Origin of the sequence: Paenibacillus timonensis, from assembly GCF_022427145.1 — a bacterium.
Lineage (GTDB): Bacteria > Bacillota > Bacilli > Paenibacillales > Paenibacillaceae > Fontibacillus > Fontibacillus timonensis.
Genome location: NZ_JAKSXN010000022.1, coordinates 39813 through 53322 on the forward strand (window position 1 = coordinate 39813; position 13510 = coordinate 53322).

General features: G+C 50.9%; 17 protein-coding genes. 1 reads left to right on the top strand and 16 read right to left on the bottom strand.

Features of this window, described 5'->3' with window-relative positions:
- Nucleotides 1-19: 19 nt before the first annotated feature.
- From flhB to MJ257_RS10675, 15 genes are all read right to left on the bottom strand, one after another.
- A complete protein-coding gene (gene flhB, locus MJ257_RS10605) occupies nucleotides 20-1111 on the bottom strand; it encodes a flagellar biosynthesis protein FlhB (RefSeq protein ID WP_240269226.1) in 1092 nt (363 codons plus the stop codon).
- A 14-nt stretch (nucleotides 1112-1125) separates the two neighbouring features.
- Nucleotides 1126-1914: a flagellar biosynthetic protein FliR gene (gene fliR / locus MJ257_RS10610; protein ID WP_240269227.1), complete on the bottom strand. Its 789-nt coding sequence runs from the start codon at nucleotides 1912-1914 to the stop codon at nucleotides 1126-1128.
- 12 nt (nucleotides 1915-1926) lie between these two features.
- On the bottom strand, nucleotides 1927-2196 hold the full coding sequence (gene fliQ / locus MJ257_RS10615) for a flagellar biosynthesis protein FliQ (protein ID WP_240269228.1): 270 nt from the start codon (nucleotides 2194-2196) through the stop codon (nucleotides 1927-1929).
- 44 nt (nucleotides 2197-2240) lie between these two features.
- Nucleotides 2241-3008 (bottom strand): flagellar type III secretion system pore protein FliP, encoded by a 768-nt coding sequence (gene fliP, locus MJ257_RS10620; protein ID WP_240269229.1) that lies wholly within the window; start codon nucleotides 3006-3008, stop codon nucleotides 2241-2243.
- Nucleotides 3005-3544: a flagellar biosynthetic protein FliO gene (locus MJ257_RS10625; RefSeq protein ID WP_240269230.1), complete on the bottom strand. Its 540-nt coding sequence runs from the start codon at nucleotides 3542-3544 to the stop codon at nucleotides 3005-3007. The genes fliP and MJ257_RS10625 overlap by 4 nt, the downstream gene beginning before the upstream one ends.
- An 8-nt stretch (nucleotides 3545-3552) precedes the next feature.
- Complete coding sequence (locus MJ257_RS10630; protein ID WP_009223016.1) at nucleotides 3553-3918, bottom strand: response regulator; 366 nt, start codon at nucleotides 3916-3918, stop codon at nucleotides 3553-3555.
- A gap of 27 nt (nucleotides 3919-3945) precedes the next feature.
- The gene (fliY, locus tag MJ257_RS10635) at nucleotides 3946-5184 is read right to left on the bottom strand and encodes a flagellar motor switch phosphatase FliY (RefSeq protein ID WP_240269259.1); all 1239 of its coding nucleotides are present in this window, start codon (nucleotides 5182-5184) and stop codon (nucleotides 3946-3948) included.
- The gene (gene fliM / locus MJ257_RS10640; protein WP_240269231.1) at nucleotides 5171-6172 is read right to left on the bottom strand and encodes a flagellar motor switch protein FliM; all 1002 of its coding nucleotides are present in this window, start codon (nucleotides 6170-6172) and stop codon (nucleotides 5171-5173) included. Before fliM ends, fliY begins: the two co-directional genes overlap by 14 nt.
- Before the next feature lie 43 nt (nucleotides 6173-6215).
- Nucleotides 6216-6689, bottom strand: a complete 474-nt coding sequence (locus tag MJ257_RS10645) for a flagellar basal body-associated FliL family protein (RefSeq protein ID WP_240269232.1) — start codon at nucleotides 6687-6689, stop codon at nucleotides 6216-6218.
- Nucleotides 6686-6910, bottom strand: coding sequence for a flagellar FlbD family protein (locus MJ257_RS10650; protein ID WP_240269233.1), 225 nt, complete (start codon nucleotides 6908-6910; stop codon nucleotides 6686-6688). Before MJ257_RS10650 ends, MJ257_RS10645 begins: the two co-directional genes overlap by 4 nt.
- 77 nt (nucleotides 6911-6987) lie before the next feature.
- Entirely contained in the window at nucleotides 6988-7812 is an 825-nt protein-coding gene (gene flgG / locus MJ257_RS10655; protein WP_240269234.1) for a flagellar basal body rod protein FlgG, read from the bottom strand.
- 91 nt (nucleotides 7813-7903) lie between these two features.
- Entirely contained in the window at nucleotides 7904-8284 is a 381-nt protein-coding gene (locus MJ257_RS10660) for a TIGR02530 family flagellar biosynthesis protein (RefSeq protein WP_240269235.1), read from the bottom strand.
- A complete protein-coding gene (locus MJ257_RS10665) occupies nucleotides 8281-8784 on the bottom strand; it encodes a flagellar hook capping FlgD N-terminal domain-containing protein (RefSeq protein ID WP_240269236.1) in 504 nt (167 codons plus the stop codon). The genes MJ257_RS10660 and MJ257_RS10665 overlap by 4 nt, the downstream gene beginning before the upstream one ends.
- Before the next feature lie 22 nt (nucleotides 8785-8806).
- Nucleotides 8807-10234: a flagellar hook-length control protein FliK gene (locus MJ257_RS10670; RefSeq protein WP_240269237.1), complete on the bottom strand. Its 1428-nt coding sequence runs from the start codon at nucleotides 10232-10234 to the stop codon at nucleotides 8807-8809.
- Nucleotides 10235-10275: 41 nt separating this feature from the next.
- Nucleotides 10276-11214 carry a MotE family protein gene (locus MJ257_RS10675; RefSeq protein ID WP_240269238.1) on the bottom strand — a complete coding sequence of 313 codons (939 nt, stop codon included), beginning with the start codon at nucleotides 11212-11214 and terminating at the stop codon, nucleotides 10276-10278.
- 410 nt (nucleotides 11215-11624) lie between these two features.
- Between MJ257_RS10675 and MJ257_RS10680 the strand changes: the two genes are divergently transcribed.
- Nucleotides 11625-12869: an IS110 family RNA-guided transposase gene (locus MJ257_RS10680; RefSeq protein ID WP_090728280.1), complete on the top strand. Its 1245-nt coding sequence runs from the start codon at nucleotides 11625-11627 to the stop codon at nucleotides 12867-12869.
- 196 nt (nucleotides 12870-13065) lie between these two features.
- Here MJ257_RS10680 and fliJ read toward each other — a convergent pair whose 3' ends face one another.
- Nucleotides 13066-13509, bottom strand: a complete 444-nt coding sequence (fliJ, locus tag MJ257_RS10685; RefSeq protein ID WP_240269239.1) for a flagellar export protein FliJ — start codon at nucleotides 13507-13509, stop codon at nucleotides 13066-13068.
- Nucleotide 13510: the final 1 nt, after the last annotated feature.

Consider the following 13510-nt stretch of genomic DNA (forward strand, 5'->3'; position numbering starts at 1 on the left):
CTGTTCCCCTCCGATCCCATTATGATTTGGCTCTGCCTTTGATTCGGTATACGTAAGCCAGCACTTCAGCGACGGCTTGGAACAAATCCGCGGGGATCGTATCCCCGATTTCGGTTCGTTGAAACAGCGCCCGTGCCAGCGGCTTGTTTTCCATGGTAATTACGCCATGTTCCTTAGCGATTTCCTTAATGCGGAGCGCCACGTAGTCTTGCCCTTTGGCGATGACTTGCGGAGCATCCATTTTAGATCCGTCGTACTTCAGAGCGACCGCGAAATGGGTAGGGTTGGTAATAATAACGTCGGCTTTCGGCACTTCTTGCATCATCCGTTGCAGAGCCATCCGCCGTTGACGTTCCCGAATTTTCCCTTTAATGATCGGATCGCCTTCCATTTTCTTGTATTCATCTTTGATGTCTTGCTTGGACATCTTCAGGTTCTTCTCATGTTCATATCGCTGATACATATAATCCAGGGCCGCGAGCACGATCAAGGCTGCGGCAATTTTGATCCCCAAGTTCATCGTCAGTTGGGCGGTAAAATGAAACGTATCATCCACCGATAAATGCCCCAGGGCGGATAAGCTTCCGCGATACCCCCAAATCGTCGAGTAAACGAGGTATCCGATGATCAGCAATTTAAAGAGGGTTTTCAGAAATTCAACCAGCGACCGCATCGAAAAAATGTTCTTAAAACCTTTGATCGGATCCAACTTGCTGAACTTCATCTTGAGCGGCTCTCCGATAAACAGGAAACCGATCTGCGCATAATTGGCAACGACAGCCACCACGACTACGACCAAGAAGATCGGAGCGAGCAGCAATAACACCTGAACCGCATAGTCTCCCATCATCGTCATCACGTTTGTTTGCGTCACGTCCATCGTTAACCGATGATAAAACACGTCGACGAACAAACTGACCAACCGTTCCTTGATATATCCTCCGAACGCGGTCAGACATAAAAAACCGGCCATCAATAACAAGGCCCCGGTCAATTCCTGGCTTTTGGCCACTTGACCTTTTTTGCGGGCGTCCTGACGTTTCTTCGGAGTCGCTTTTTCCGTCTTTTCGCCGGCGAACAGCTGCAGATCAAGCGAATACCGATATGACATAGCGATCCCCCATCCTACTTCGGCCTTTGTCCGATCGTACCGAGCAGATCATGCAGCGCACGGAACAACACCTCGAACAAAGATTGAAACGCAACGATAAAGCCAGGCACGAGCACCAGAAGTACCAGTAAACCCACGATAATCTTTACCGGAATCCCGATAACGAAAATGTTGAATTGCGGAGCCGTTCGAGCCAAAAACCCAAGCGCCACGTCGGTGACGAACAGGGCGACCACAAGCGGGGCCGACATCTGGAACGCCAGCAAAAACGCTTGGCTGAAGGTCTGAAGCAGAAATTCGGCCAGATCCCCATTGTAAATCTTTTGGAATAAATCATTAGACAACGGGATCCAGTTATAGCTTCGAATGACCGCATCCAGCAAATAGTGATGTCCGTTCATGCTAAGGAACATCAACGTCGCGATGATATATTTCAGGTTGCCTAGAACCGGCGCCGCTGCTCCGGTCATGGGATCGATCACGTTGGCGATCCCGAAGCCGATTTGAATGTCGATGAACGAGCCGGCCATTTGTATGACGGAAAAAATCAGATTCGCGACATACCCCATCAGCAGACCAACCAGTACCTCGCGCAAAATAAACAGCACGTATCCCAAATCGTTGGGTATCGCTTGATTCGGACCAATCGTCAACAGAATGACGACCGCAATGATGCCGGAGAAACCCACCTTAAACGTAGTCGGCACCGTTCGAGATGAAAATATCGGTGAAACTACAAAAAAGGCTGTCATTCGACAAAAAATAAGCATAAAAGCAGAAATTCCGTGCAATAAAGTATCCATAATATCGGCAACCTAACCGATATAACTAGATAGGTTATTTAGAATTCCATAGGTAAAGTCCACCAGCGTCGTCAAAATCCAAGGACCAAACAACAGCAGAGCGACCAAAACAGCAACGATTTTGGGAACGAAGGCAAGCGTCTGCTCCTGAATTTGGGTCGTCGCTTGAAAAATACTCACCAAGAGCCCCACCGCGAGACCGATTAACAGCATCGGCGCGCTGACCTTCAACACGGTATAAACGACTTGTCCGGCCAAACCGATAATAAATTCCGAACTCATTAACCGCTTTCTCCTTCCCTGAACCTGGACCTATCCCATTATTCTTAGGTATTAAAGCTAACCAACAATGATTTGACGATTAAATACCAACCATCCACCAGCACGAACAGCAGGATTTTGAACGGCAGCGATATCATGACCGGCGGCAGCATCATCATCCCCATCGCCATGAGCACGCTGGATACGACGATATCGATAATCAGAAACGGTATGAAAATCATAAAGCCCATTTGAAATGCCGTCTTGAGTTCGCTAATGGCAAAAGCGGGTACCATGACCAATAGAGGAATGTCCTCATAGCTCTTGGGTTTTTCCATTTTGGTATAACCCATGAACAGTTGTAGGTCTTTGGTTCTCGTATGCGAGTACATGAATTTCTTCATGGGAACCGCCGCTTTATCCAACGCTTCGGATTGGGTGATTTCCCCTTTGATATAAGGCTGAACCGCTACCTCATTAATCGTGGAAAGCGTTGGGCTCATGACGAATAGCGTTAAGAACAAGGCAAGTCCGATCAGCACCTGATTCGGGGGCATTTGCTGCGTTCCCAAGGAACTGCGGACAAACCCCAAAACCACGACGATTCGGGTAAAGCTTGTCATCAGCACCAAAATCGCCGGCGCGATACTAAGTACCGTAATTAACAAGATGATCGATAACGAACTGGTTCCAGACGCCCCGCCCGAGTCCGAATTACCGATTTGAATGTCGATGCTCGGAATCGGGTCAACGGGTTCGGCCGATGCTACGGAGACCGCGAGTATGCTCCATATCGTCAGCAGCAAGCCGACAATTATCAATTTTCTCTTCATGAATCCCTCGACCGATCTGTAGATTGTTCTTCCGGATCCTGCAATAGTTCCTCCATTTGCCGTTTTCGGTCCGGCATTTTCCGCAGCTGCGATTGGAACACCTCATGGAAAGCTACTCCGTCAAGCTCTTCTTCCTCTCGAGGTGGTTCTTTGCGAAACCGGGAGATCAAGCCGGACAAGGTCGACGACAATCCGGCAAATTCCGATCCTTCTCCTTCGAAGGCTTGCACCAGCGAAGCTACCTCGTCCGGGCCGGATATTTTGTCCACAAGGGAAATATCCTCGCCGACGCCCACAAGATAGATGCTCCCCCCGAGTTCAATCACTTGCAGGGATTTGTTCGGTCCGAGGCCAATGGCTCCCAAAGTACGGATCGCGCGACTCTGGGACAAATACCGGTTCCTTTTGCCAAGGAAACGGATCAGTAAGACGATTAAAGCAATGATCAGGCCAAGAACTACGATGACGGTAAACAAGTTCCCCCAAAGGTTGACATCCCCAGAATTAAACGGGGGAGACTCCTGCGGATTATTCATCGCTTAGCTTACACCCCAAGCGTTTTGTTGATCGCTTCGATAACCCGGTCGGATTGGAAAGGCTTCACGATAAAGTCCTTCGCGCCGGCTTGAATCGCATCGATAACCATCGCTTGTTGTCCCATCGCGGAGCACATAATGACTTTCGCGTTCGGGTCCAGCTTCTTGATCTCTTTCAACGCCGCGATGCCGTCCATTTCCGGCATCGTAATATCCATCGTGATCAGATCCGGATGCAGCTCTTTGAATTTCTCGATGGCTTGCGCGCCGTCCTGCGCCTCACCCACGACTTCAAACCCGTTTTTCGTCAAAATATCCCGGATCATCATTCTCATAAATGCTGCGTCGTCTACGATAAGAATTCGGTTAGCCATTGATATAAAATCCTCCCTAAACTTCTACTATTGTAATTTTTGAATGCGGTCCCACTGGCTTACGATATCCGTGACGCGTACCCCGAAGTTTTCGTCAATGACGACCACCTCGCCTTTGGCGATCAGTTTGTTGTTCACCAGGATATCCACGGGCTCACCGGCGAGCTTGTCCAGCTCGATAATGGAACCTTGAGAGAGTTCCAGGATATCTTTGATTTGCCGCTGGGTCCTTCCTAATTCTACGGTGACTTTAAGGGGTATGTCCATCAGTAAGTTTAAATTATTTTCGTCCACATGACCGAAGGATGGATTGCCCAGATTAGCGAACTGTACAGGCTGTACATTTAAGTTGCGTCCTGGCATTGTTCCATAATGATGCGGTTCGCCGTAAGGCTGGCCTTGAGGCGGATATCCATAAGGTGCCGGTTGCCCGTATCCATACCCATCTTGCATCGGCGGCTGCTGCATCGGTTGGGACGGTGCAGGTGGCTGCTGATAAACCGGTGCCTGCGGGGCAGGTGCAGCAGGCTGCGGCGCCGGTGGCGCGGCTGCCGCGGCGCTTTCCTTGGCGCCCGTATTCGTTTCCGAAGTAGAGCCGCTGATCAGGCTATCGACCATCTCCTTCGCAAACTTGACCGTTAGCAGCTGCATAATCGTGGAGTCGATCAAATCTCCGATCGTTAGACGGAATGAGATCTTGATGAGCGGATCCGCTTCCGGCAAGCTGCCGAGGCCATGGCCGTCGGTCATATTCAGGATATCGATGCCGGGCGGCGAGATATTAACGAACCGGTTAAAAATAGTAGACATCGACGTGGCCGATGATCCCATCATTTGGTTCATGGCTTCTTGTACGGCACTAATGTGAATCTCGTTCAACTCTTCTTCAGCGGGATTCCCTTCCCCGCCAAGCATGAGGTCTGCAATAACCTGGGCGTCCCTCGTCTTAATGACCAAAGAGTTCATCCCTTCAAAGCCGTCCACATACTCGACGTAGATCGCCACATGCGGTTTCGGAAATTCGGCTTCAAATTGGGCCCGAGTTATGACGGAGACCTTCGGCGTCGTAATGTCTACCTTTTTGTTCAACAACGTGGATAGCGCCGTAGCCGCGCTGCCAAACGTTATGTTCCCGATTTCCCCCAGAGCATCCTGCTCCAAAGGCGTCAGTACATCGTTTATGGTCGGCTCTTGAGCCGTATCCTGATTGGCTTGTTTTAGCAGAGCGTCTATCTCTTCCTGGGACAAGTAATCATTGCTCGTCAAGTTCTTCAACTCCTTCGCTGACAATTTCATCGATTTGGACAGCGATCCTGTCCTTCACCGTTCCGGGACTACCGATATATTTCAACTTATCGCCAATTCGGATTTGCAGCCCATCCTGAACGGGTTTGTTTAACGAGATCACGTCACCGACGGACAATCCCAGGAATTCGCGAATGGTGATCTGCGATTCACCCAGCTCCGCAATGATCGGCAGCTTGGCTTTGTTCACCCGATTACGCAGCGCATCGACCTCTTCCGGCGCGCGCGATTTCTTCTGGGAGACGAACCAGTGGTGAACCGAAAGCTTCGGCATGATCGGTTCGATAACGACATGCGGAATACATAAGTTAATCATCCCTGACGTATCCCCGATTTTCGTGCTTAGCGAAATCAAAGCGATCGTTTCGTTCGGCGATACGATTTGCATAAACTGAGGATTGGTCTCCAGCCCCTCCATCCGCGGATTAATATCCACAATGGTTTTCCAGGCTTCCTGCAAGCTCTCGAAGGCCCGGCTGAATATTCGCTCCATGATGATCGTTTCGATCTCCGTTAGCGCTCCGATTTTCGAAGGTGCTGCTCCGAGGCCGCCCAATAGCCGGTCCAGCATGGCAAAAGCGACGTTGGGATGCACCTCCAGCACCATTCTTCCTTCGAGCGGCTCCGCTTCAAAAATGTTCAGAATCGTCATTTTCGGAATGGAGCGAATAAATTCGTCATAAGGAAGCTGCTCTACCTGAACGACGTTGATTTGCACGAACGTGCGCAGCTGAGCTGAAAAGTAGGTGGTGAGATAACGGGCAAAGTTTTCATGAATCCGGGTCAAGCTCCGAATATGATCTTTGGAGAATCTCACGGCTCTTTTAAAATCATAAGAGCGGATCTTCTTCTGCGTCTCTTCCTTTTTCAGTTCCTCGGCGTCCATTTCGCCCGACGATAACGCAGCAAGCAGCGCATCGATCTCGTTCTGCGATAATACATCAACCAAACATCTCACCCCCTTAGAAAAATCCGTATTCGATCGATATTTGTTAGATCGTCGTCATGATGAAGTCGGTAATATCGATTTGAATCAATTTCCCTTCCGGCAGCGACTTGTTGATCAGGTTGAGCAATTTGGAACTCAGATTGTCTTTCCCCAATGCACCCGTCAATTCTTCCGGCTTGGTATCCGCCAACGTCTTGATGATAATCGGTTTGATTTTGTAGTCCTTGATTTTGTCGAAGGCTTCCTTGGAAGCTTCATTATCCATTTGGAAAGCAAAATCGATAACTACAACGTAATCCGGTTCGGACAAGTTCGTTTTGATGTCGTCGATCGTGGAAGTGACCTTAACGATTTCATCCACCGACAATTTCTCTGGCTCAGCTACGCTATTGACTGCAGCATTTACCTCGGTACCAGGCGCGGGTTTGTTCATTTGATTCACCAGCAGGAAGGCGGCCAATACGATTAGTGTGATTGCAAGCAAAATCGTGATTAGCCAAGGCAGCATTTTTTTCATGACCATTCCTCCGTTTGTTGCACTTTAATAGTTGCTGCGTGGATGCCGATATCCTGATAATACGCTTGGATCATCGCAATAACATCGGCCGCCTTCTCCAGCACGATAATACGCTTCCCTGTAATCAGGGTGACGTAAGTATCCGGCGTTTCTTCCACGGTTTCGATCATTATGGCGTTCAACCACATCTGCGAACCGTTCAAGCGTGTTACTGAAATCATGATTTCCCTCCTAGGCGATCAAGGAAGCTGGGGGAACCGCCGGGGAACGGATCACCCGTCCCCGGCTACCCCTTCGCTTAACGTTTCAAATTAACGACTTCCTGAAGCACTTCGTCAGAGGTAGTGATGATCCGCGAGTTAGCTTGGAAGCCCCGCTGCGCTACGATCATTTCGGTAAATTCCCCCGTCAGGTCGACGTTGGACATTTCCAACTGGCCGGATACGAGAGCGCCGGTCCCGGCTTCCGCGTTATTCGGGTTCGTGTAGACCAATTCCCCATCAGCAATGGCATTCAGGGAGACCCGGTAAAGATTGCCCCCGATTTTCTCCAGGCCTTCCGGGTTGGTTACTTTAGACACCCCGATTTGGTCGCCCGGTTCAGTTCCCCCCTCAGCTGTTTTCAGCATCATCGTCCCGTCGGAAGCGATCGTAAAGGCGGTTACCGCTGCGAAATCGATCGGTTCAATCACATCGCCACCGCTGTTGCAGACAAGCAATCCATCCGAGGTGACCAGTTGGCCGCTGGCATCCAAGCGAAAGTCCCCCGCGCGAGTCAGGAAAGGAACCTCTTGGTCCGCCGTCAGCTTCACGAGGAAAAACCCGTCCCCATCGATCCGCAAATCGAGCGGATTGTTCGTCGTCATCGCGCTGCCGCCGGTATGTAATGTATCGATGGAGCCGATGGATACCCCCAAACCGATTTGTTTGGCGTTTACGCCGCCGGATTCGCCTTCAACCGGCGCGGTAACCCCGGATACCGTCTGGCTCATGATATCTTTAAACATGACGCGTCCGGATTTGAAACCTACCGTATTTACGTTCGCAATATTATTGCCGATGACGTCCAGCTTGGTTTGAAAACCGCGCATCCCGGAAACGCCAGAATACATTGATCTTAACATGAGTTCTCATTCCTCCCAGTGATAAAGTGACTTGCTTCGGCCGCTTCAGTCGGTCCGCAGCCGATTGGCTCCCGTAACCGGTCCAGCCATTTTAAGAGATGATGACGGCGCTGTCGATTTGGGTGAACACATTGTCCTTCATGCTGCTGCCGTCCATCGCGGTAACGACGGTACGATTATTGACATTAACGATGAGGGCCATGTCTTTCAGTAGAATCAGGGAGTCCTTCGCCCCTTTTGCCGCAGCGCTGTCAATCGCGGATTCGATCTTATTCAGCTGCTCCGGCTTCAGCTCGATTCCGCGTTGTTCCAAACGCTTCACCGCATGATTGCTGAAATGTACCAGGCGGTCCTCCAGCAATTCCTTGAAGTTGGTCCCTGCTGCGTTCGCTGAAGCGTTTTTGTTCGGCGTCAGCGCACCCGGCGCGATCCTTCCCGCATATAGCTGCCCTACTCGGATCGGCTCGTTCATGACGGATCCGCTCCTTGGCCGGCTCCTTCGGTTTCATCGGCAGGCTCGCCTACTTGTTCGATATCGGAAATCTTAATTTCCTTATCCCCTACCTTAACGTAGTGAACGCCGTCACGAACAATAATGGAATCGACGATGCCGCTTTCTTTCTCGACTATCACCTCGGATTCGCCAGTGGAAACATCGTAGTTGCCCGTTTTGGTTTCGCTGACCCAAGTCACTTGTTTCCCGATTAGTCCGGAATCGTTGCCTAATGACCGGCCTAAGGCGGAAAGCTGTTCAGAAATATTGGTCAATTGCTCCACCGAAGTAAACTGGGCCATTTGAGCAACCATTTGCGTATTGTCCATCGGAGACAAGGGATCCTGATTTTGCATCTGGGTCATCATCAATTTAAGGAAAGCGTCTTTACCCAGTTCGTTGTTTTTCGTGCTAGCCTTCTGAACATTGGGCTGTGAATAGTTCGGCCACATGACAGAAGGGGTATACGTATCAGCCACGGAGGCACCTCCTTTCTGCTAATTAAGCCCGGGCGACAAAGGAACTGCCGTAGTTTTGCTCCTTGGCTCTAACCTCGGCGATCCACTCGTTCCATTCCTCATTAATATCATGAATGGCCAGTGCATCTTCCTCCATCATAGGACGGCGTTTTTCGCTTTGCTGTTGCCCTGCTCCTCCGCCGGATTGCCGGCCGTCATGGTACATATGGGACGACAAAGCCGTGTTTTGCGTGACTTCCAATTTGCTCACCTGAAGGCCTTGGGACTGAAGCGCCGATCTCAACTGCGCCATCTGCTGCTCCAGCGATTCCTTGGCGAAAGCATGCTCCGTCATAAATTGGGCGGTCAACTGTCCGTTTTGCATCGTAATCCGTACGTCGACTTGACCCAGATGCTCCGGATAAAGCGAAATTCTAGCCTCGGACACGCCTTGCAGGTTCACGATATCCAGCTTGCTCACCAGAAAACCGCTCATTTCTTTGGCGAAATGCTCAACCGGAACCGGTTTTGCTGCATGTTTTACGGATATCATGCCGCTGTCCCGGATCGCAAGTTGCCCTGCGGTCACGATTTGTCCCGTCGGAACGGAATCCTCCTGTTCTTTGGGTTCAACCGTTAAGCCGTCGATTGCCGTTTCCGATTCCAGTGCCTGGCTGCTGAAGTGAATTGCGGACGTATTGCTGCCGGTTTTGGTGCTAGGCTGAGCGGCCTGTGCATCCCCCCGGGCCAACGTATCCCCGTGCTGGCTAGAGTTGCCTTGCGGGTTAGCTCCTGCACCTGGATCCGTCGTCAGGATTCGCGGATGGCTTCCAACCGAATCGGTTCCTTTGCCGCCATTCATCTTCATGTCCGACGTCTCAGAGAGGGAATCCAGCATTCCTTGCAGCGCATCCAGCATCGCTCCGGCTTGCCCTTGCGCACTCGCTGTCAGCTTGACGGCATCGGCATTGGATCCCGCAGCTGCCAACAATTGCATCAAAGCGTCTTGAACCGCAAAACGCATCGTCTCCGGCTGCTGTGCCAGCGCCGGAAGTACATTGACATCTTCAGCCGCCGCTCCTGCCATTTGAGGCGTGTTCGTCGGCTGCAATAAGGTTTGGACATTTTGCAGCCAGCCTTGCAGTGCCGCCATCAACGATGGGTCCGCTTGAAGTGTATCGTCCAACTTCGGCAGTTGCTGCAGCAAGCCTTCGATCATGGCCGCCAGCGTACTCTGCACTTCATCGGAAGGTGCGGCCTCGGCGTTCTTCTGCAATCCGGCTAACATCAAGAGCTGGGAAGCAGTTTGTCCTTCCTGCGGCTGGGCATTGCCAAGCAGCATGGCGAGGAGCTTCTGGTCAAAAGACAAGGCTGCATTTTGCCCGGCTTCGGTCTTCCCTGTCGATCCATACCATAACGAATTGGCGGATCCGGCTTTGTTTACATTCACTTGGGTTACGGTTTGACTCATCTTGTTCTCACCTCCTTTCAAGTTCATATTGCCATCAGCATTTACTTGCCTACCAGCTGATTCAAGATCTTCACCGAAGTCTTCTCGTCAGACTTCGCCATTTCCGCCAAAATCTTCGAACGGGTGGCTCCATTCACGGACTTCATGATTTTCAGTCCCTTTTCCGGATTCAGCTTATACGTTTGCAGCACCAGTTTGGCGGCATCTTCCGCTGCCATTGACGAGAAAGTCTGACTGAGTTCGGTGTCATCCAGCCCTGTGCCGGTACTCGTTGCTGCTGTATCGGCAGCAGCTTCCATCTTCAGCCTGGATTGCAGCGCAGCGATCGCCAAGTCCTCGGACGTCTTCACATCCTTTAGCTTGATCGAAATATCGGCTGCCTTTTGCGGATCCATCTTTTCCAAAATAGCCACTTTACTTTCGTTACTCATCACGCTCAGCATTTGCAGCGTCTCTTCCGTCGTCAGCTTATCGAAAATCGCCGCGGCTTTGCTCGGGCTCATTTCCGCATACAGATTGGCCAGCTTCTTAACTTCCTTCTGGTAAGCTTCCGCTTCCGCCGTTTGCTGTTGATCGTTCGCTTCCTGTTGGGCTGCGGTTAACTGATCCTGCAGTTCTTTAGCCTTCTTCTGCTGCTCTGCCGCTTGCTGTGTTGCCGTTTGCAGCTCCGCTTGTTGTTGCGCCAGTTGATCTTTAAGCTCCTTCACGGTGGCGTCGGTACTCTCCTGTTGCTTTTCCTCATCCTCCGCAGTTTGCTTCAGCTCATCCTCGGTGGCCTTCGGATCCGGGACCAAGTTTTTCACGACAGGAATCCGGTTTCCCAAATCGATCAACGTATTGCGGAAGTCGATGTTGAATAATGTTAGTAGCACGCCCAACAGTACGACCGTAAAAAGAATGGGGGTCATAAAGAATAGAAAACGCGAAAATCCGCCCCCCGACTCTTCCTCCAATTCTTCGTCCAGCACTGTTTTTGCCATCTCTATCCCTCCTCGTATAGTATCTTTTGAAAGCTCTTTTCTTTCAGCTTCCAGCCCCGTAGGGGCTGGAGAGATTCCTTGAAATTTTCCAGCAAATCGTTCTTTGAAAATTGAATGGGGACTGGACTTTCTGGAATGTCTCTGGACAATGGAACTTAGGGTCCATTCGGGGAAATTCGTATCCCTCCTGTAGCCACGTCTACATTAAAAGTCTGTTTCTCCGGTACACGTCTGAACTTCTTACCCGCTGGCTGTTCCCTTCGGCAACCCATGCCCGGCTATAGCAGTGCCGGGGCAGCTCATGGACTGAAGTGTGTTCTCATAGGCGAGGGTGATTGATCTGCGTGTGCGCCGGAGGCATCCCGGAGCGTCCATTCCCTGAATCCCTCAACAGAAAGGAGGAACTCCATTTGAAGTTATTTGTCGGTATTGACGTCAGCTCACAAGAACTGGAAGCGTGCTTTATGAATCCCGACGGAGACAAGCTGGAAACGCTCACCGTCAAGAATAATCTCGACGGCGCTTCTCATCTGAGAGATCGCATCGTCGCTGTAGCGGACAAGCATTCGTCTTCCGAGATTCACATTGGCCTTGAAGCGACTTCGGTCTACAGCTGGCATCCTGCCATGTTCATGCATGAGGATCCGGCGCTCAAAGCCCGTAAAGCCAAAGTGTTCACCATCAACCCGAAGCTGGTCAGCAAATTCAGAGAAGCCTACCCGGATATGGACAAGACCGACCGTCTTGATGCCTGGGTGATTGCGGATCGCTTGCGCTTTGGACGATTGACCACCACCATCGTCATGCAAGAGCAATATGTTGCGCTCCAGCGCCTCACGCGCATGCGATTCCACCTGATCCACAACCTGGCGCGTGAGAAGCAATATTTTTTGCAGAACCTGTTCTACAAGTGCAACGCCTTTACGACCGAAGTAGACAGCTCGGTATTCGGTCACGCGCTCATGGAGATGCTCTCCGAGAAGTACAGCCTTGACGACATTGCCACGATGGATGTCGCCGAATTGGCCGACTATTTAAGGGACAAGGGACGCAATCGCTTCCCTGATCCGGAGAACGTCGCACGCTGCATTCAGAAGGCTGCCAGAGCCTCTTATCGACTTTCCAAAGTGGTTGAGGACTCCATCGACCTGGTGCTTGGCACATCCATTCAAGTGATTCGAAGCATCCAGGCACAGCTCAAAGATTTGGACAAAGCCATAGAGCGCATTCTCGAAGGCCTGCCTGAATCCAAATGCTTGCGCTCCATCCCTGGGATTGACCGGGTGTATGCCGCCGGTATCCTCGCGGAGATTGGAGACATCGATCGCTTCAGTGATCAAGCGGCTGTGGCCAAGTATGCCGGCCTTTCCTGGCGTAAACATCAGTCTGGCCCTTTTGAAGCCGAAGATACCAAACGCATTAAATCCGGCAACCGATTCCTTCGCTATTACCTGGTTGAAGCTGCCAACTCGGTGAAAAACCGCGATGAGGAATTCGGTGAGTATTACCGGAAGAAGTACAAAGAAGTTCCTAAGCACCAACACAAACGCGCCCTCGTCTTAACGGCAAGAAAACTTGTGCGTCTGGTCGATGTGCTGCTACGCAACGGCCAACTCTATACGCCACGGAAGAAGGTAACGACTGCGAAGGATTGACGCCCCCTTTGCCAAAGTCCTTACTCATTCCCAGTAAAAATCTGGAATTATCCTTGATTTGGGCTGGGATTAGTTTGATATTGTCATTTTTCTAGACTCAAAGCACTTTTCACATAGAAAATTTCCAATTTACTCGAATCTAGGACTTGACATCATACCGCTGGACTTCGAACAACCGTATGGGCGCCCGCTTTCTTTATCGGGCTCTCATGGCGAACCGGACCGTGGCCATTTCATCCAGCTCGTTTTGTTCCCGAAGAAGCATTTCGTGCTGAAATTTGTCCATGGCTTTCTCTTTCGCTTTAAGCCATACCTTTTCGTCCAGCATTTTTCCCTTCAAAACCGTCTTTTTGTGCTCTACATTCTGTTCGGCTATACGGATATCGGCTATCTTCCGTTCGATCGCCTGGTCGATAAAGTCCATATATCGTTGAAGTTCCTGCAGTTTGATCATGGAGGCGGTATTCTCCGCTTCGGCTGCGATCACCGCCGCGGTATTGGCCTTCTCCTCCAGCAACTGCTCGAGCGAACGTTGTTCCGACTGCAGCTGGCCAACGGCAGCAGACAGGATCCACTCGGCCTGCGTCTTTTCGTTGGATTTCAAATCTACTACTTTTTGATAGACGTAACGGAACTTCATG